The sequence below is a fragment of the Leucobacter denitrificans genome, assembly GCF_014396385.1.
Classification (GTDB): Bacteria; Actinomycetota; Actinomycetes; order Actinomycetales; family Microbacteriaceae; genus Leucobacter; species Leucobacter denitrificans.
On the sequence record NZ_CP060716.1, the window covers coordinates 2,374,303 to 2,392,944 of the forward strand.

Annotated in this window: 15 protein-coding genes and 1 pseudogene; 13 read left to right on the top strand and 3 right to left on the bottom strand. The window is 60.4% G+C overall.

From position 1 onward, the window contains the following. The first annotated feature begins 55 nt into the window (after positions 1-55). The 5 genes from H9L06_RS11475 (at position 56) to H9L06_RS11495 (ending at position 5,648) form a co-directional block, all read left to right on the top strand. Positions 56-1,858 (top strand): acetolactate synthase large subunit, encoded by a 1,803-nt coding sequence (locus H9L06_RS11475; RefSeq protein WP_187555278.1) that lies wholly within the window; start codon positions 56-58, stop codon positions 1,856-1,858. Positions 1,859-1,860: 2 nt separating this feature from the next. Next, positions 1,861-2,370: an acetolactate synthase small subunit gene (ilvN, locus tag H9L06_RS11480; protein ID WP_187555279.1), complete on the top strand. Its 510-nt coding sequence runs from the start codon at positions 1,861-1,863 to the stop codon at positions 2,368-2,370. Between the two features lie 44 nt (positions 2,371-2,414). Next, the gene (gene ilvC / locus H9L06_RS11485) at positions 2,415-3,431 is read left to right on the top strand and encodes a ketol-acid reductoisomerase (RefSeq protein WP_382336683.1); all 1,017 of its coding nucleotides are present in this window, start codon (positions 2,415-2,417) and stop codon (positions 3,429-3,431) included. A 184-nt stretch (positions 3,432-3,615) separates the two neighbouring features. Further along, the gene (locus H9L06_RS11490) at positions 3,616-4,164 is read left to right on the top strand and encodes an SRPBCC family protein (protein ID WP_246454400.1); all 549 of its coding nucleotides are present in this window, start codon (positions 3,616-3,618) and stop codon (positions 4,162-4,164) included. Further along, positions 4,161-5,648, top strand: a complete 1,488-nt coding sequence (locus H9L06_RS11495) for a phytoene desaturase family protein (protein ID WP_187555281.1) — start codon at positions 4,161-4,163, stop codon at positions 5,646-5,648. The genes H9L06_RS11490 and H9L06_RS11495 overlap by 4 nt, the downstream gene beginning before the upstream one ends. Here H9L06_RS11495 and H9L06_RS11500 read toward each other — a convergent pair. Both H9L06_RS11500 and H9L06_RS11505 read right to left on the bottom strand, forming a co-directional pair. Further along, the gene (locus H9L06_RS11500; RefSeq protein WP_187555282.1) at positions 5,645-6,550 is read right to left on the bottom strand and encodes an ADP-dependent NAD(P)H-hydrate dehydratase; all 906 of its coding nucleotides are present in this window, start codon (positions 6,548-6,550) and stop codon (positions 5,645-5,647) included. The genes H9L06_RS11495 and H9L06_RS11500 overlap by 4 nt on opposite strands. 17 nt (positions 6,551-6,567) lie before the next feature. Next, positions 6,568-7,464 (bottom strand): hypothetical protein, encoded by an 897-nt coding sequence (locus tag H9L06_RS11505; protein ID WP_187555283.1) that lies wholly within the window; start codon positions 7,462-7,464, stop codon positions 6,568-6,570. A 128-nt stretch (positions 7,465-7,592) separates the two neighbouring features. Here H9L06_RS11505 and H9L06_RS11510 point away from each other — a divergent pair, with 128 nt between their 5' ends. From H9L06_RS11510 to H9L06_RS11530, 5 genes and pseudogenes are all read left to right on the top strand, one after another. Further along, positions 7,593-8,075 carry a hypothetical protein gene (locus H9L06_RS11510; protein WP_187555284.1) on the top strand — a complete coding sequence of 161 codons (483 nt, stop codon included), beginning with the start codon at positions 7,593-7,595 and terminating at the stop codon, positions 8,073-8,075. After that, positions 8,072-8,368 (top strand): hypothetical protein, encoded by a 297-nt coding sequence (locus H9L06_RS11515; RefSeq protein ID WP_187555285.1) that lies wholly within the window; start codon positions 8,072-8,074, stop codon positions 8,366-8,368. Before H9L06_RS11510 ends, H9L06_RS11515 begins: the two co-directional genes overlap by 4 nt. Before the next feature lie 90 nt (positions 8,369-8,458). Next, positions 8,459-10,047: pseudogene (gene serA, locus H9L06_RS11520) on the top strand (phosphoglycerate dehydrogenase). Between the two features lie 298 nt (positions 10,048-10,345). Continuing rightward, on the top strand, positions 10,346-12,610 hold the full coding sequence (locus tag H9L06_RS11525; protein ID WP_187555286.1) for a polyribonucleotide nucleotidyltransferase: 2,265 nt from the start codon (positions 10,346-10,348) through the stop codon (positions 12,608-12,610). 134 nt (positions 12,611-12,744) lie between these two features. Continuing rightward, positions 12,745-14,115 (top strand): M16 family metallopeptidase, encoded by a 1,371-nt coding sequence (locus tag H9L06_RS11530; protein ID WP_187555287.1) that lies wholly within the window; start codon positions 12,745-12,747, stop codon positions 14,113-14,115. 20 nt (positions 14,116-14,135) lie between these two features. Here the strand turns inward: H9L06_RS11530 and H9L06_RS11535 are convergent, their stop codons facing one another. Continuing rightward, entirely contained in the window at positions 14,136-15,656 is a 1,521-nt protein-coding gene (locus H9L06_RS11535) for a biotin carboxylase (RefSeq protein WP_187555288.1), read from the bottom strand. 67 nt (positions 15,657-15,723) lie between these two features. On the opposite strand from H9L06_RS11535, the gene dapB reads away from it, so the two are divergent. The 3 genes from dapB (at position 15,724) to H9L06_RS11550 (ending at position 18,641) form a co-directional block, all read left to right on the top strand. Further along, positions 15,724-16,470 (top strand): 4-hydroxy-tetrahydrodipicolinate reductase, encoded by a 747-nt coding sequence (dapB, locus tag H9L06_RS11540; protein ID WP_187555289.1) that lies wholly within the window; start codon positions 15,724-15,726, stop codon positions 16,468-16,470. Next, positions 16,467-16,943 (top strand): tetratricopeptide repeat protein, encoded by a 477-nt coding sequence (locus H9L06_RS11545; protein ID WP_246454401.1) that lies wholly within the window; start codon positions 16,467-16,469, stop codon positions 16,941-16,943. The genes dapB and H9L06_RS11545 overlap by 4 nt, the downstream gene beginning before the upstream one ends. Positions 16,944-17,042: 99 nt before the next feature. Further along, complete coding sequence (locus tag H9L06_RS11550; protein WP_187555290.1) at positions 17,043-18,641, top strand: APC family permease; 1,599 nt, start codon at positions 17,043-17,045, stop codon at positions 18,639-18,641. The last annotated feature ends 1 nt before the right edge of the window (position 18,642 follow it).

Here is an 18,642-nt window from a genome sequence, read left to right on the forward strand (position 1 = left end):
TTCGTTACATGCCAGCAATGCACCGCGATCCATCTCCCACGAACGAAAGCAAGAAATGACTTTGGAGTCGAACGATATTCCACGTCAACCAGCAGACCCGTCAGCACGCGGCGAACGTATGACCGGGGCCGAGGCTGTAGTTCGCAGCCTCGAAGCACTCGGCGTCACAGACGTCTTCGGCCTTCCCGGAGGCGCAGTTCTTCCGCTATACGACAAGTTGATGGATGACAATAAGCTCAACCACGTTCTCGTGCGTCACGAGCAGGGTGGCGGCCACGCTGCAGAAGGTTTCGCTTCAGCGAGCGGCCGCGTAGGAGTCGCTATTGCGACTTCCGGTCCCGGTGCAACAAACCTGGTTACCGCAATTGCCGACGCGTATATGGACTCGGTTCCGATGCTCGCGATTACCGGCCAGGTGTTCTCTCACCTCATGGGCACCGACGCATTCCAAGAGGCAGACATCGTCGGCATCACTATGCCGATCACCAAGCACTCCTTCCTCGTTCGCAGGCCTGAGGATGTGCCAGGGGCTATCTCTGCCGCGTATCACCTCGCATCGACAGGTCGTCCAGGCCCGGTGCTCGTTGACATCACGAAAGATGCGCAAGAAGGCGAGTTTGATTTTGTTTGGGATCCGCGGGTAGAACTCGCCGGATACAGGCCGATCACGAAGGCGAACAGCAAGCAGATTCAGGCAGCTGCAGAGCTGATTGCCGAGTCTGAGCGCCCAGTGTTTTACGTTGGCGGTGGAGTGATTCGGGCCGGTGCGTCTGAAGAACTTTTGCAGCTTGCAGAACTCGTAGGAGCGCCGGTAGTGACCACGCTAATGGCTCGTGGTGCTTTCCCTGATTCACACGACCAGCATCTCGGCATGCCCGGAATGCACGGTACAGTTCCAGCTGTTCTCGCGCTCCAAGAGTCAGATCTGCTCATCACACTCGGAGCCCGCTTCGATGACCGCGTTACAGGTAAGGTCGCGCAGTTCGCTCCAGATGCGAAGGTGATCCACGCAGACATCGACCCAGCTGAGATCGGCAAGATTCGACCGGCCGATGTGCCAATTGTGGGAGATGCGGCGGAGGTCATCTCTGATCTCACCGCAGCGATCTCGACGCTCAAGGTGAGTCGTGAGTTCACGAGCCTCGATACATGGTGGGAGCGTCTCAACGGGCTTCGTGCCAAGTACCCGCTTGGCTATGCGCCCACGAGTGATGGGTTGCTCTCGCCCCAGTATGTGATCCAGCGCATTGGTGAGCTCACCGGGCCTGAGGCTGTCTATGCCGCAGGCGTTGGGCAGCACCAGATGTGGGCGGCACAGTTCATCAAATATGAGCGCCCCAACTCGTGGCTGAACTCGGGTGGTGCAGGCACCATGGGGTACTCAGTGCCCGCAGCAATGGGTGCCAAGGTCGCCGAGCCCGATCGCGTCGTCTGGTCGATTGACGGCGACGGTTGCTTCCAGATGACCAACCAGGAACTCGCGACCTGCGTGGTGAACAATATTCCGATCAAGGTAGCTGTCATCAACAACTCCTCACTCGGAATGGTGCGGCAGTGGCAGACGCTCATTTATGAAGGTCGCTACTCAAACACTGAGCTCAACACCGGTCACGGTTCGCAGCGCGTGCCTGACTTCGTGAAGCTCGGAGAAGCGTATGGTTGCCTCGCGATCCGCGTAGAGCGCGAAGAAGAGGTAGACGCTGCAATCAAACTTGCACTCGAGACCAACGATCGACCAGTGGTCATCGATTTTGTCGTGAGCGCTGACGCCATGGTGTGGCCGATGGTTCGCCAGGGCACTTCGAACAGCGACGTGCAGTATGCACTTGAGCACAGCCCAGAATGGGGGGATGAGTAACAATGAGCCGACATGTACTGAGTCTCCTCGTTGAGGACAAGCCAGGCCTCCTCACCCGGGTCGCCGGCCTGTTCGCTCGCCGCGGGTTCAATATTGAATCCCTCGCGGTGGGACCGACGGAAATGCCTGGTCTTTCACGCATTACCGTCGTCGTTGACCAAGACGAAAACTTGCTTGAGCAGCTCACGAAGCAGCTCAACAAACTCGTCAACGTCATTAAAGTCGTCGAACTCGATTCCACGAGCTCGGTGCAGCGCGAGCATATGCTCATCAAAGTGCGCGCCGATAACCAGACGAGATCGCACGTGCTCGAAGCAGTTTCGCTGTTCCGTGCTCGCGTTGTCGATGTCGTTCCCGATGCACTCACCATTGAGGTCACGGGCGACACTGGAAAGATCGATGCCTTCTTGAAGGTACTCGAGCCTTATGGCATCAAAGAGATCGCACAGTCTGGCCTCATCGCTGTGGGGCGCGGATCAAAATCCATTACCGAACGAGTTTTCAAGGCATAACGCCTTACAGACCACACAAAATAAGGAGAACCTCAGTGGCTGAAATGTACTACGACAGCGATGCAGATCTGTCGATCATTCAGGGCAAGAAGGTAGCCGTAGTTGGGTACGGCTCCCAGGGACACGCGCATGCAATGAACCTGCGCGATTCGGGCGTTGAGGTTGTCATCGCGCTGAAAGATGGCTCGAAGTCGACTCAGAAGGCCGAAGAAGCAGGCTTTGAGGTCAAGAATGTCGCTGACGCAACTGAGTGGGCGGATCTCATCATGATCCTTGCACCAGATCAGCACCAGCGTTCGATCTACGCAGACTCGATCAAGGACCGCCTCAAGCCGGGCAAGACCCTCGCGTTCGCGCACGGATTCAACATCCGCTTCGGATACATCGAGGCTCCAGAGGGCGTTGACGTAATTCTCGTCGCACCGAAGGCTCCAGGCCACACTGTGCGCCGCGAGTTCGAAGCCGGACGCGGTATTCCCGACATCATCGCAGTTGAGGTTGATGCAACGGGCACCGCATGGGACACCGCGATCTCATACGCAAAGGCAATCGGTGGCACCCGCGCCGGTGTTATCAAGACCACCTTCACCGAGGAGACCGAGACCGACCTCTTCGGCGAGCAGGCTGTACTCTGCGGTGGCGTGAGCCACCTCGTGCAGGCAGGCTTCGAGGTGCTCACCGAGGCTGGCTACCAGCCCGAAATTGCATACTTCGAGGTGCTTCACGAACTGAAGCTCATTGTCGACCTCATGTTTGAGGGTGGCATTGCGAAGCAGCGCTGGTCGATCTCTGACACCGCTGAGTACGGCGACTACGTATCGGGCGCGCGCGTCATCACGCCAGACGTGAAGGCTCGCATGCAGGATGTGCTCACCGACATTCAGAACGGCGCATTCGCAAAGCGCTTCATCGAAGATCAGGATGCGGGTGCACCCGAGTTCCTCTCGCTCCGCGAGAAGGAGCAGCAGCACCCGATCGAGACCACCGGTCGCGAACTGCGTAAGCTCTTTGCATGGCAGCAGCAGGACGCCGATTACGTTGAGGGATCGGCAGCGCGCTAAGCGTTATTGGCACCTCGCCTTACCGCGTTGAGGACTCAGGACTCTTGTTCCTGGGTCCTCTTCGCGTTTAAGGGTGCTGCGCTTTGAAAGTCAACCCCCGTCATGAGGTTGCGAGCAGCGCCTAGTATGACACGCAGGAGTAGCGGGGCATCAGCCACGAACGCGGAGTCGAAACGAGGGAGCAATGTCGAGAAATGTTCGCAGATTCAAGTGCGCTCCCGATGCCGTGTTCGAAGTGCTATCGAACGGTTGGTTGTATCCATCGTGGGTGGTGGGTGCGTCACGAATGCGCGAGGTAGACAATAATTGGCCGAGGCCCGGTGCTCGTCTGCACCACTCGGTAGGAACGTGGCCGGCGCTTATTAACGACTCCACGACGTGTGTGGTGTGGGATCCACCTCATCAGGTCGTGCTCTCTGCTCGCGGGTGGCCTCTCGGCGAGGCGCGTGTCACGATCGATGTGAAGCCGTACAGCGGCGGGTGTGTGGTTCGTATGCAGGAAGAAGCGGTTCGTGGACCTGCTGCGCTAATTCCGCGCATGTTTTCTGACCTCGTCCTCCACCTACGAAATGCGGAAACTCTACATCGGCTCGCATATCTCGCAGAGGGAATGTATCCGCTCGACATCGACACCACCGCGCATCGAGAAGATGAGGAGACCGCACAAGATGCGGCGGGCAGTTCTCATGATGCCAAAGTGCCTGACGAATCACCGGAGGTTGATACGAAGTGACGGGGAGTGCAGTTGACGTAGACGCAGTCATAGTGGGCGCTGGGCCGAATGGGCTTGCTGCGGCAGTTACGCTCGCGCGAGCGGGGCTTTCGGTTCGCGTGTTTGAGCGCACTTCCAATATTGGTGGCGGTACGGCCACGTCCGAACTCACGCTTCCGGGGTTCCATCACGATGTCTGCTCGGCCGTACACCCACTCGCGTTCGAATCGCGGTTCTTTCGGGAGTTTGAACTCGCGGAACGAGTGCCGTTTGTTGTGCCGGAGATCTCGTTTGCGCACCCACTCGATGGTGGACGCGCGGGAATTGCTTATCGTGACCTTGCCCGCACGCGAGAAGTATTGGGCCGGGACGGTGCCGCGTACGAGGCGCTCATTCGACCGCTTGCCGAGCGGGCGAGCAAGATCGCAGATTTCACAGGGAGCACGCTGCTACGGATCCCACCTGATCCGCTCACTGCGGCACGATTTGGGCTTGCGACACTGGAGCAGGGGACCCCGGCTTGGAACAAGAGGTTTGAAGACGAGATAGCTCCTTCGATGCTTACCGGAGTCGCAGCACACACGATTCTTCCGCTGCCGAGTCTGAGCAGCGCGGGCGCAGGGCTCGCTCTCACCGCATACGCGCACGCAAAGGGCTGGCCGATACCTATCGGTGGGAGTCAAGCGATCGCGAATGCGATGGTTGCCGACCTCGAGGCCCATGGGGGAGCAGTCGTTACCGACGCCGAGATTCAATCCCTTGATGACCTCCCTTCATCGCGGATCACGCTTCTCAACGTCACCCCGCGAGCTTTTCTGCGAATGGCTGGCCACGAACTGCCCGCCGGGTACGCGCGAGCGCTCGGCCGCTTCACGTACGGCAGCGCGGTAGCCAAGGTTGACTTTGCGCTTTCCGAACCGGTGCCGTGGGCGAACGACGAACTTCGCCAAGCAGGCACCGTGCATCTCGGTGGATCGCGGGCGGAGATTGCGGCCGCTGAAAATTTGGTCGCCCGCGGCAAACGTTCGGACAGTCCCTATGTGCTCGTATCGCAGCCGACCGTCTTTGACGAAACGCGCGCGCCAGCAGGCAAACACACGCTCTGGACCTACACCCACGTACCGGCGGGGTCACGCGAGGACCGTGCCGAGACTGTCATTCAGCAGATTGAACGGTTCGCTCCGGGTTTCAGAGACACAATTATCGCCACCTCATCGCGCACGGCGGTCGAAGTCGAGCAGCACAACCCGAACTATCCCGGGGGAGATATCGCGGCTGGTGTGCCAAACCTCGCACAACTGATTCGAAGGCCAACCTTCAGTGCCGAGCCGTGGCGCACGCCTCTTCCGGGGGTCTATTTGTGTTCGGCCTCAACAACTCCGGGGCCGGGCGTGCACGGCCTCGCGGGTTGGTATGCCGCGCTCGCAGCGTTGCGTCATGAGCTCGGGACCCGCACCCATCCGAACCTCGCGCGGCGCGGTGATCTGCCTGGGAACGAGAGCTAAGGCAGTAGCTCGGCGACGGCGCCCGAGAGTGCACGAGCTACAGCGAGCGCGGTGATCGGGCCGCCCTGCGGAACGCCCGCCGCGGCCGAAGCTGCGCGAGCAGCTCGGTCGTGCAGCATCGCCGCGGTGACGCCGAGCTGTGCCAGGCGGTGGTGATCCACTGTGGAGCGTGCTGAATGTGTGGCGGCGAGCGTAGCAAGCGCGCCAGCGAGCACGTCGCCAGTGCCTGCGGTCGCGAGCCACGGAGTCGCAGGGCCGTACTCGTACCACTCACCGCTCGGGGCCGCCGCGAGCGTGCGTGAGCCCTTCAGAAGAACGGTGGCACCGAGACGGCCCGCGAGAGCTCGCGCTGCCGTGACGCGTGCGTCATGGTCGCTGCCGTCTATGCTGTCGAGCCCAGATGCCGTAAGCAAGTACTGAAACTCGCCGAAGTGAGGGGTGAGGATCACGGGAGCTTTGACCGAGGCCGAAGTGAGCATGTCGAGCGCGCCGGCATCGACAACGACGGGCGAGTCTGCGCCGAGAATCTCGGTGAGCGCAGTCGTCTCGGCGAAGCTTCGTGCAGCCGAATCGGTGCCGCTGCCGATAACCCAGGCATCGCACTTGTTACGGTCTGCGGCGGTATCAGATGAGAACACCGTCTCTGGCCGAGAAGCGAGCACGGCCGCAGCGGGGGTCGGCAGACCGAATGGCGGATCGCCGTCGTCAAGCTGTGAAATGAACCGAACCGACCCAATGCCTGTGTGCCAGGCCGACTCTGCGCCGAGCACCGCCGCCCCGGGGTACGCTGCCGAGCCGGTGCGGAGCCCGAGGACACCGCGCGAATACTTGTGTGAGCCGGGGCCCGGCGCTATGAGCAGGCTGGCACCGTCGTGTTCGCTCCACAGGTGATCGGAATTCATGCGGTGCTCCCGGCCCGCTATGCAGCCGGTGCGTCCTCGATCGCGATTGGTGAGTCGGCTGGGCTTGCCCAGACCGGTGCGGGGAGGGTGGTGGTCGTCGATCCACCTTGAATTTCTCTCAGTGCAGTCTCGATCTCATCGGCATTCTCTGGCACCGCGAGACCACACTTATTGAGTTCGCTCGCGAACTTCAGCGTCAGTCGAGACTTGCCTGCCTCGACGGCCTCCGCGGTCGTGCCGATGCGCTTCTCACTGCCGGTTTGAATATCTGAGACCTCTTCACACACGTGGTAGACGGCGCCGCCGTCGACCCATACGACTCGGTCTTCGCCCAAGAGCTGGATCACCGTTGATTGGTCAGCGGTGTACTTCTCGACGGAAGCAGGATTGAAATCGATGCCGACCGCGGTGGCCGCGAGCGCGAGAACGATGCCGATGGTGCCCGCAATTCCCTTCTGCTTGCCGCTCATATCTTTGTTCAAGAACACCAGGATGATGAGGGGGAGGAACGCGATGATGGCGATTATGGCGCCGAGTTGGTTCTGTACGAAGAATCGAACGGTGTCAGATTGACGCGCAGGGTCGAGGCGATTGGCCTTCTTCCACAGGAGCGAACCTGTGATTGAGAGCGCGGCAATAACTACCAACGCGACGATCAGCGTGATAAATGCCCACTGGGGGAACGTTGCGGTGGCACCCTGCTCCTCGAGTAACCCGGTATCGGGGTTTCGCACCAGTGTGCCGTCTGCGCCCTGGACTTCACGCTGACGCAACAGCCAGAAAATTGAAACGGCCTCGAGTGCGATCGCGATCGCCCAGAGCACGGCGGCGATCCACCGAAATCGGGTTGCCTGTGACTTTGCGGTCGCAGTCGGCGTCCAAGATGCGTTTTGCGACTCTGCGGTTTCAGCCATTGGTGTTCCTTTGTCAACGTGAGCGATCGAGACTCAGTGTATCCATGTGCAACGACACGGGGCACTAGCGACGCAGAAGAAGCTTTGCTCCCAGGTGGGCAGACCTGCGGGTCGGTAACATTGACGCCATGCGGAGTGGTACTGGAGACGAGCGTGAGAGCGCGACCCACAGCGGTTGGACAGTGGAGGGGCGAGGCCCTGACGCGGAGCAGCAACCCACTGTCGATCCACCCATTGAGATCGTCGCTGACGAGGCCGCTGAGCTGACTTCGACCGAGGAGCCGACCGAGAAATCTGGGCAGATGAGCAATCTCACGGTTGTGATGCTCGGCATTGTCGGCGGTATCTCACTGCTCTATGCGTGGATCTGGATGAGCTGGGCCCAGTACTACTCGGTCGTGAACGCGGCAGTGGCTGCTGGCAGCGGATCGATAGGTGGCGTTCTGCAGCAGATTGTCTTCTGGATCGCACCGCTCGCACCCATACTGTGGTTCATCTGTGCGCTTGCCACTGTGAGAAATGACCAGCGAAAGCTCACTGTCGCACTGCTTATCGGCCTCATCGTGACGTTCCCGCTCCCGATGGTGTTCTCGAGCGGAGCAGCACTGTGAGGGCGGGGCGCATCATCGCCTGGGTAGTGGGGGTGCTCCTTGTCGGGCTTTACGGATACGCCACGGTCGCGGCAATCGGAAACCTTATGGGTATGTCGACCTATCTCGGAGCGGTCCTTGGCCCTTTCCCATGGGTGCTGCTTGGCGTCGCGATCGCAATACCGGCAATTGCGCTCGGTGTTGCGCTTCTGCTCGCGCGGGGGCGAGGCGCGGGGGTTCGACTCCTCATGATTGCGGCCGGGCTGTGTGTGACGGCGGCGATCCACCTCGAAATCATGCACCTTATTTCGTAACACGCGCACGGAGCCATACGGGGCGCTGTAAACTGGGGATCTGCGTGTCTACGCAGCCACCGAGACGCCTCTGCAGAGAAGGATCCACTTGTGACAAAGCCGGTCGTGCTGATCGCCGAAGAACTCTCACCCGCCACAATCGCCGCGCTCGGCCCCGACTTTGAAGTTCGCAACGTCGACGGTACCGACCGTGACGCGCTTCGCGACGCGCTGCAGTCTGCTGACGCAGTGCTCGTGCGCTCGGCCACACAGGTCGACGCAGAAGCACTGACCTGGGCGCCGAAGCTCAAGGTCATCGCACGCGCGGGCGTCGGGCTCGACAACGTTGATATCAAAGCCGCCACGCAGGCTGGCGTTATGGTCGTGAACGCGCCGACCTCGAACATCATCAGTGCCGCAGAGCTCACTGTTGCTCACATTCTCGGTCTTGCTCGCCACCTCCAGCGTGCCCACGGCTCACTCTCGCAGGGGAGTGGAAGCGCTCGTCATTCACCGGTGTCGAGCTGTATGAGAAGACCATCGGAATTGTCGGCCTCGGTCGTATCGGTGCACTCGTTTCTGAGCGCCTACGCGGCTTTGGCGTTGAACTCATCGCATACGACCCCTACGTCACGGCGGCCCGAGCTCAGCAGCTTGGCGTGCAACTCGTGACGCTCGAAGAACTCGTGGAGCGGGCCGACTTCCTGACGATCCACATGCCACGCACGCCAGAAACCCTCGGCATGATTGGCGCGGAGCAGCTGAAGGCGATGAAGAAGACCGCGTATGTGCTGAACGTAGCTCGCGGTGGCCTCATTGACGAAGCCGCGCTCGCCGCAGCGCTCGCGGAAGGCGAGATCGCTGGTGCCGCACTGGATACGTTCGTGCAGGAGCCGCCGAAGGACACGTCTCTTGTTGGCCTGCCGAACGTGAACGTCACGCCGCACCTCGGAGCATCCACCGATGAGGCGCAGGAGAAAGCTGGTGTGGCAGTTGCCAAGTCGGTACGCCTGGCGCTTTCTGGCGACCTCGTGCCCGATGCGGTGAACGTTGCTGGCGCGGGAATCGACGAGTACGTGCGTCCCGGGCTGCCGCTCACCGAGAAGCTCGGTCAGGTATTCGCGGGCCTCGCAACCGGTGCGCTCGCATCGATCGATATCGAGGTGCACGGTGAGCTTGCCGAGCACAAAGTTGAAGCACTTCGCCTTGCGGCACTGAAGGGCATCTTCTCTAAGATTGTGAGCGATCCGGTCTCGTATGTGAACGCACCGCTCCTTGCTGAGCAGCGTGATGTCGAGGTGCGATTCTCGGCAGACTCACTCGCTGAGAGCTTCCGCAATGTCATCACAATTCGTGGATCGCTGACAGACGGAACCCAGCTCTCCGTTTCGGGCACGCTTACGGGCCCCAAGCAGATCGAGAAGCTCGTCGGCGTGAACGGCTTCGACGTCGAGTTGCCGCTTACCGAGAACCTGCTCATCTTTAGCTACGTTGACCGCCCAGGAATCGTCGCGGCATACGGTGCTTTGCTTGGAGAGGCCGGGGTAAACATCGCCAACCTCCAAATCGCGCGTGATGAGAAGAAGGGCACAGCGCTCTCAGTGCTCACCGTGGACTCGCCTGTCTCAGACGAGTTGGTTGTGCAGCTTCGCGAAGTGATCGACGCTGAAGAGGTGCACGCGATCCAGGTCGACGCCTAAGTTCGAAAAACGAACCTAGCGCAATAGGGCCGCCCGCAAGAATTTAGCGGGCGGCCCTATTGCTGTGTCTTGACAAGTACAGGCGCAAAGAGTGGGGTCGGTGATACCCTGGTCAGGTAGACATTTGTCTGCGTCAATGAAGAACCGAGCACGCCGGTCGGTGGGCTGGTCTTCGGTGGTGGGTTCCCCTCATTGCAGGGTGGTCTTCTACTGAACATCAGCAACCGCGACCGCACGACGCACTCGCTCTTGCGACGCGCGCTGCCCACCGCGTGCTCATGTCAGATAAGGAGATCCCGTGGAGGGTCCTGAAATCAAGTTCGCCGAGGCCGTACTCGACAATGGTAAGTTCGGCAAGCGTACGATCCGTTTCGAGGCAGGCCGCCTCGCTCAGCAGTCTCAGGGTGCAGTTGCTGCATACCTCGACGAAGAGACCATGCTGCTCTCGGCAACGAGCGCGTCAAAGCAGCCAAAAGATCACTTCGACTTCTTCCCGCTGACCGTCGACGTCGAAGAACGTTCATACGCAGCCGGCAAGATTCCCGGTTCGTTCTTCCGCCGCGAAGGCCGCCCCTCGACCGAGGCAATCCTCGTGTGCCGCCTCATCGACCGCCCGCTGCGCCCGTCATTCGTTGACGGCCTGCGCAACGAGGTGCAGATCGTTGTCACTGTGCTGTCGATCGCTCCGGGCGAGTTCTACGATGCCCTCGCAATCAACGCTGCATCGATGTCAACCCAGATCTCGGGCCTTCCGTTCTCCGGTCCAATTGCGGGCGTTCGTCTCGCGCTGATCGGCGACCAGTGGGTCGCGTTCCCGACCGCTGAGCAGCTTACCGAGGCAGTCTTTGACCTCATGGTTGCTGGTCGCGTCATCACGAACGCTGATGGCTCAGAAGACGTCGCCATCATGATGGTTGAGGCAGAAGCAACTGAGGTCTCATGGGACCTCATCAAGGCCGGTGCAACGAAGCCAGACGAGGCAATTGTTGCGCAGGGTCTCGAGGCCGCTAAGCCGTTCCTCACCCAGCTCGTTAAGGCTCAGGAGCAGCTCGCTGCACAGTCGGCTAAGGAGGTGCAGGAGTACCCAGTATTCCTCCCATACGCTGACGAGGTGTACGCAGCAGTTGAGGCGCTTGCAGAGTCCGAGCTTTCGTCGATCTACCAGATTGCCGACAAGCAGGAGCGCCAGGACGCAGATGACGCATTGAAGGCACGCGTCAAGGAGGCAATCGCCGCAAAGGTTGAAGCTGGAGAACTTCCGGCAGAAGCCGACGCTCAGGTATCTGCAGCGTACAAGTCGGTCACCAAGAAGATCGTTCGCGGTCGCATTCTTACCGAGGGCGCACGCATCGACGGTCGCGGTTTGCGTGACATTCGTGCGCTTGACGCAGAGGTTCAGGTTATTCCTCGCGTGCACGGTTCGGCCATCTTCCAGCGTGGCGAGACCCAGATTCTCGGTGTCTCAACACTGAACATGCTCAAGATGGAGCAGCAGATCGACTCGCTGTCGCCCACGACTTCGAAGCGCTACATGCACCACTACAACTTCCCTCCATACTCGACCGGTGAGACCGGCCGCGTGGGAAGCCCGAAGCGCCGCGAGATCGGTCACGGCTTCCTTGCCGAGCGCGCGCTTGTGCCAGTTCTGCCAAGTCGCGAGGAGTTCCCGTACGCGATCCGCCAGGTATCCGAGGCTCTCGGTTCGAACGGTTCGACCTCGATGGGTTCTGTCTGCGCATCGACACTGTCGCTGCTCAACGCTGGTGTGCCACTGCGCGCACCGGTTGCTGGCATCGCTATGGGCCTTGTCTCTGACACGGTGAACGGTGAGACGCGTTACGCAACGCTCACCGACATCCTCGGTGCAGAAGACGCGCTCGGCGACATGGACTTCAAGGTCGCAGGTACCTCGGAGTTCGTGACTGCACTGCAGCTCGATACCAAGCTCGACGGAATCCCCTCCGACGTTCTCGCAGGCGCACTGTCGCAGGCGAAAGAGGCGCGTACCGCGATCCTCGAGGTTATTGACCAGGCGATCGACAGCCCAGATGAGATGGCACCCACCGCACCTCGCGTGATCAGTGTGCAGATTCCGGTCGACAAGATCGGTGAGCTCATTGGGCCAAAGGGCAAGACCATTAACGGTATTCAAGATGAGACCGGCGCCGACATCTCGATTGACGACGATGGCACGGTCTACATTGGTGCGGTTGACGGGCCCTCTGCAGAGGCCGCGCGCGTTCAGGTGAACGCTATTGCGAACCCGACGAACCCTGAGGTGGGCGAACAGTACCTCGGTACGGTTGTGAAGAACGCAGCGTTCGGTGCGTTCGTTTCGCTGCTCCCTGGCAAGGACGGGCTGCTGCACATCTCTGAGGTGCGCAAGCTCGTCGGCGGTAAGCGCATCGACTCGGTCGACGAAGTGCTCTCCGTCGGTCAGAAGATCCTTGTGAAGATCACCAAGGTCGACGACCGCGGCAAGCTCTCGCTCGAACCTGTGCTCGAAGAAAAGGCCGAGGAGTCGGCTGAGGCTGAGGTTCCAGCAGAGGCAGCTGCCGAGTAATTCGCACGGCGGTTCACGCGCAAACCCCTGTCGCCCTAATCGGCGGCGGGGGTTTCGTGCTCTGGGCTCGATCCACTGACTTGCCGTTTCGACCTCGCAGGGGAGCGACCCACCGAGAGCGCTAGGCTGGAGGGATGCGTGATCCAATCCTGCTCCCACTCGACCTGCCCGAACTCGCTGTCGATCTCAGCGGCGGTGACGTGCGGCGTACGGTGCACCCGAGCGGCCTGAGGGTGCTCACTGAGCGCATGCCCGCATCGCGGTCCGTGAGCATCGGTTTTTGGGTGGGCGTGGGCTCGCGCGACGAGCAGGCAGAGCGCAGCGATGCGCCTGGCAGCCTGGGATCCACGCACTTTCTCGAGCACCTGCTGTTCAAGGGCACACCGACGCGCGACGCGTATGAGATTGCGACCGGCTTCGATCGCATCGGTGCCGAGCACAACGCGCTCACCGCAAAGGAGTACACCTGCTATTACGCGAAGGTGCGTGACGCCGACTTCGAACAGGCAGTTACGTCGCTCGCCGACATGGTGACCAACTCGGTGCTCGACACGAACGAGTTTGAGACCGAACGAGGCGTTATTCTCGAGGAGCTCGCGATGGCTGCAGATGACCTCGCAGACGTCGCGAACGAGCGCTTCTTCGAAGAGGTTTTCGGTGACCACCCACTGGGCAGGCCGATCGGTGGCAACGCTGAGACGATCCTCGCTGCGAATCGCGACGATGTGGATCGGCATTACCACCACCGGTACGACCCGTCGACTCTGGTAATTACGGCGGCTGGTGCAGTGGATCATGACCGCTTGGTCGCGCTCGCACTGGCTGCGCTTGATGCCTCGCATGAAGAGCGGTGGCGCACCAATGTGTCTCGTGTTCCCGTGCGCCGCGCGACTGCCGAAGTTGTCGAGAACGCGGTTCCTGTGTGTTCTTCCCAGCGGGTCGTGAAGGTGGATCGGCCGAGCGAGCAGATCAACCTCCTGCTCGGCACGAATGGGTTGCCTACCGGAGACCCTCGCCGCTTCGCCTTCGGCATTATGAATTCGGTGCTAGGCGGGGGCATGTCGAGTCGTCTCTTCCAAGAGATTCGCGAGAAGCGCGGTCTGGCATACACCGCATACTCGTTCGGTGCGAGCTACACTGACGCCGGACTCTTCGGAATCTATGCAGGCAGCGCTCCCGAGAAGACGGCGGCCGTGCTCGAGGTGAGCAAGAATGAGCTCGCTCGCATGGCAGCTGATGGCATTACCGAAGAGGAGTTCGAGCGTTCGCTCGGGCAAATCGCGGGCTCCTCGGCGCTCGCGCTCGAAGACTCGGACACACGAATGGGGCGTCTCGCGAGAGCAGAACTGGGTACGGGGGAGCTTTACGATCTCGACGCTTCGCTCGAGCGGTTCGAAGCGGTCACTGCTGAGGAGATCACCTCGGTCGCTTCGATGCTTGCGGAATCACCGCTCACGGTCGTCGCTGTTGGCGATGTCGCGAAGGCCGTAATCCCCGAGCAATAGCCCCTCGCGGGTGCAGCGCGCTATTCGCCGCGCAGGCGGCGAATCCCGGCTCGCATGTAGCGCTCGAACGTTGACATCTTCTTGCCGCGGTACTTACCGAGGAGTGCGGGGATGAGGCGTTTCGTGTGCTCGGTGAGCGCGTAGTGTTGTTCTTGTGATCTGCGGCGTGTGATGAGCATGCCGAGGTCGAGCCCCCGCGAAGCGACCTCACCAACACCAACACTCCGAAACCAGAAGGCTTCGTTTGGTTCTTCAATGGTCTGCCAGTCAAGGTCGGGTGAAACGAACTCGAGCGATCCATCGTCGCCGACGCGATACCGACCGGTTTGCGGGGCTTCGGTGAGCCATTCTGTAGTGTCTCGCTGATGCTGCATCACGAGCGTCGACCAGGTCTGCCCGTCGAGGGCAGCAGCTGCCTCCGCGTGAATCGCATCGAGATCAAGTTCGAGAGGCACCCCGGCGTATTCGAGTAGGTGAAACGCAAAGAGTGGCAGCGCCGGGTGTGGAACGGGTCGGCCAGGCGCACCAATGAGGCCCTGAAGGTTTGAGTGGGAGGACGATCCACTGATTCGCGGATTGAGTTCACCGAGGTAGACGTCGCCCGTATCGGTGTCGAGCAGTGTGCTCACCTCGAGAATGCCGCGGTACCCCTCTTGCGAAAGCCTGGCGCAAAACTTCTGGACGACCTCCATGACCTTTGCGCGGATTTCTGCTGAGACGAGCGACGGGTACATCTCGCTACCAGACCACCCACCCTTATAGCGGGTGAGTTCTGGGTGGCCGGTGTTCTCGCGAAGCACTGGCCCGACAACGGTGCCAGCGCTCGTGATGATTGCTTCCGAGGCGAGGGGCTGGTGATTGATGTAGCGCATCACCTTGATTTGCGGTGCGCTCGCGCCTTGTCCGGTGATCTCAGATTCAACCTTGTCAAAGTCGGCACGAGACGACACGAAATAGGTCGTGCGGCCCGAGTCACCGTAGGGGAGTTGGATCACCAAACGGTCACCGAGACCCGCCGCCTCAGCCTGGGCGCGCAGGTCGTCCCAGCTGCTGATTTGCGTAAGGATGTTGGGAACGCTCGGCGTGCCAGCCTCATTGCCAAGCTCGGTGGTGACGATCTTCGAGTCGAGGCGCTTGCGAAGCGCAACAGTGGGCATGATGAGTTCGTACCCGAGCTCGGAACACAGCTGCTCGGTCTTCTCGTCAAACATCGCAATGACGATCTGTGGGGTGTACCCGGTAGGTGTGTGCTCTGCGATATAGCGCTGCACCTGATCGTTTTGCAGCAACCAGTTGGCGACGCTCACGTTGCCACGCGGTTCGAGCTTCGGAATATTCGTGGGGGTGAACGCACGAGGATGCCGCCCGTCCCAACTATCGCTCAGCGTGATGAAACGAAATCCTTTGGCAACGCGTTCGACGCCCAAGAGGTTTGTGGCGCTGCGGCTGAGGTAAAAGATCGGCTGGGGTGATTCCGCAAGGTAGGTCTTGATCTCTTCGATTGTGCGGAGTGGAGCCTCAAGCGGCCGAGCTGCAGTCATAGTTCGAGGCTACCTCAGCGGCCGCATTCTCACGGTCGCACACGAGCGGCCCCACTAGAATCGAGTCATGGTTTCTAGTGTCGCGGTTGCGGGAGCGTCGGGAAGACTCGGTTCGCTGGTGTGTGAGGTAGTTGAATCGCATCCAGATTTTGAACTCGTGGCCAAGCTCACCAGCAAGAGCGGAGCTGATGAGGGCGCAGAAGCCGACATTCTTGTCGATGTGACCTCGCCTGAGGTGTCGCAAGAGATTGTCGAGCGGGCGCTCGGTCGTGGTCAACAGGTGCTCATTGGTACGAGCGGGTGGTCTGCAGAGCGCATCGCCGGGCTCGAGCAAACCATGTCGCAGTTTGCGGACCAGGGGGCGATCGTTGTGCCGAATTTCTCGCTGGGGTCAGTCCTCGGCACGGCGCTTGCGCAAATCGCGGCGCCGTATTTCGCGAGCATTGAGGTCATCGAGGCTCACCATCCGAAGAAGATTGACTCACCGTCTGGCACGGCCGTGAGAACCGCGGAACTTATGGCCGAGGCGCGCGAGGCCGCAAATTCTGAGCCACTGCTGGCGCCTTTCACTGAGCAACGAGCGCGGGGTGAACTCGTAGCTGGCATTCCAGTACATAGCTTGCGCCTCACGGGCGTGGTTGCGAAGCAAGAGGTTCGTTTTGGCGGGCCGGGCGAGGTGCTGTGCCTTGTGCATGACACGCACTCGAACGATGCGTACGTTGCTGGTATCCGTGCCGCGCTCGAAGCGGTGCGTGAGGCCCGCGGCGTGACCGTGGGCCTTGACTCGGTGCTCGGCATAGGGCGCAGCGAGTGAGCGCTCGGGCACGCGCCATCGCGGGCGTCGTCACCATGAGCATCTTGTTGGTGCTCTATTTCGTATTTGCTGGCGTGCGGGCGATTGCGCTGCTGCGATCCACCGAGGTCATCGCGATAGTTATGGGCGTCGCACTGATTGTCTTGCCGCTCATCGGGGTGTGGGCGCTGCTGCGCGAGATTGTCTTCGGATACCAGGCAACGAAGCTCACCGACCAGCTCGCAGATGAAGCGCTGCTTCCTGAAGAACTCGTCTCTGAAACCACCACTCGGCGCACCGTGCGCGACGAGGCTGACGCTGCGTTTCCGCGGTATCGCGAAGCGGCAGAGGCCGCGCCCGAGAGTTGGAAAGCGTGGATGCGTTTGGGGCTCGTATACGACGCTGCGGGCGATCGAAAGCGCGCAAGAAGTGCGATTCGGCAAGCAATTAGCAATAATCGCAACGAAATTCGTGGGAGTTCACCGCAGAATTAGTGCATATGCGCTGACCCGGCGTAGAATCATCGACGTTATTGCGGCTCCCTCACAAGGGGCGTTCAGGCTGCATCACTGCAAAAGAACGGTGAATTTTCGATGAGTAAGTACGACCTTGCGAGTGCGGATCCGGCAACCCGCACACTCGATTCGGTATCGGGCATTAGCAAGAAGGGTCTAGAATCCGGCACAGTCGGCGTCGTCGGCGCACTGGTGATCGGGCTCTCCGTTTGTGCTCCCGCATACACACTGACCTCAGCGGTTGGCCCCGCTGCGAGCGAGGTCGGATTCCAAACTCCTGCGATCTTTCTTGTCGGGTTTATCCCGATGCTGCTCGTAGCGATCGGATACCGGGCGCTCAACTCCGCAATGCCCGACTCTGGCACATCTTTCACCTGGGCATCGCGAGCATTCGGCCCGTGGATTGGCTGGATGGCTGGTTGGGGACTCATCGCCGCAACCGTGCTCGTTCTCTCGAACCTCGCGGGAATCGCGGTCGAGTTTCTCTTCCAATCGATCGCGATCATGGCCGACAACCCGGCGATCGCAGATATCGCCGACAACCGCTATATCAACATCCTCGTGTGTCTGTGCTTCATGGCGATCGCAACGTTTATCTCCTATCGCGGTATGACCTCGACGAAGATCTTCCAGTACATCACCGTGATCTTCCAGGTCGGAGTGCTCTTCTGGTTTATCGTCGCGATGTTCATTGGCGCCGCCGACCCTGCGAACACTGAGGGGTCGATGCCCGAGCTCTCGTGGTTCAACCCACTTGAGGTATCGAGCTTTAGCGCGTTTGCCGCGGGTATCGCCGTTTCGATCTTCGTGTACTGGGGCTGGGACACGGTGCTCACCATGGGTGAGGAAACGAAGAAGTCAAAGGGTCGCATGTCGACCGAAAGCAAGGCCGCGATGATTCTCGTTGTGATCTTGCTCGTCATGTACGTTGGCACCGCGGCGGCTACTGTTGCGTACGCGGGCATTGGTCACGGCCCGACAGGTCTCGGTAACTCAGATATTGCGGAGAACGTCTTCGCTGCACTCGCGCACCCGGTAATGGGGCCCGCCGCTATTCTGCTGTCGCTCGCGATTCTCGTCTCTGCAATGGCATCGATCAACTCGACCGCAATTTCGCCGGCACGTACCCTGCTCGCGATGTCTCACTATGGCGCGCTCCCGAAGTCGATCAAGAAGATTCACCCGAAACACAAGTCACCGTACGTGGCTCTGCTGTGGTCGTCGGTTGTGGCGTCGGTGTTTTACGCGATCATGCGTTTCATCAGCGAAGACGTGCTTTGGGACACAATTACCGCGCTTGGCATGATGGTCTGTTTCTACTACGGCATCACGGCGCTCGCGAGCACCTGGTACTTCCGCAAGATCGGGCTGAAGGAGGGCGCGGGATCGCTGATCTCCAAGGTCGTGCTCCCCGGTATCGGTGGCGTGCTGCTCCTCGTCGTGTTCGTGCAGACCACGTACGACAGCATGGATCCGGCGTTCGGCTCGGGTAGTTCCATCGCCGGACTCGGTCTCGTCGGTGTCATCGGCGTTGTCGTGCTCGGCATTGGTGTGCTGCTGATGTTTATTCAGTCGCGCTTCTCGCCTGACTTCTTTAAGGGCAAGATCTTGGGCAAGGCCGATGCCACGAATGACACCCAGGTACTTGAGGTATTCGACGACGGTCTCGAAGGTTAGC

Bases quoted from the DNA above. Each gene is read 5' to 3' on its own strand.
- H9L06_RS11550 (WP_187555290.1), top strand. From the start codon at position 17,043: ATGAGTAAGTACGACCTTGCGAGTGCGGATCCGGCAACCCGCACACTC.
- ilvN (WP_187555279.1), top strand. From the start codon at position 1,861: ATGAGCCGACATGTACTGAGTCTCCTCGTTGAGGACAAGCCAGGCCTC.
- H9L06_RS11535 (WP_187555288.1), bottom strand. From the start codon at position 15,656: ATGACTGCAGCTCGGCCGCTTGAGGCTCCACTCCGCACAATCGAAGAG.
- dapB (WP_187555289.1), top strand. From the start codon at position 15,724: ATGGTTTCTAGTGTCGCGGTTGCGGGAGCGTCGGGAAGACTCGGTTCG.
- H9L06_RS11500 (WP_187555282.1), bottom strand. From the start codon at position 6,550: ATGAATTCCGATCACCTGTGGAGCGAACACGACGGTGCCAGCCTGCTC.
- ilvC (WP_382336683.1), top strand. From the start codon at position 2,415: ATGTACTACGACAGCGATGCAGATCTGTCGATCATTCAGGGCAAGAAG.
- H9L06_RS11530 (WP_187555287.1), top strand. From the start codon at position 12,745: ATGCGTGATCCAATCCTGCTCCCACTCGACCTGCCCGAACTCGCTGTC.
- H9L06_RS11505 (WP_187555283.1), bottom strand. From the start codon at position 7,464: ATGGCTGAAACCGCAGAGTCGCAAAACGCATCTTGGACGCCGACTGCG.
- H9L06_RS11510 (WP_187555284.1), top strand. From the start codon at position 7,593: ATGCGGAGTGGTACTGGAGACGAGCGTGAGAGCGCGACCCACAGCGGT.
- H9L06_RS11475 (WP_187555278.1), top strand. From the start codon at position 56: ATGACTTTGGAGTCGAACGATATTCCACGTCAACCAGCAGACCCGTCA.
- H9L06_RS11490 (WP_246454400.1), top strand. From the start codon at position 3,616: ATGTCGAGAAATGTTCGCAGATTCAAGTGCGCTCCCGATGCCGTGTTC.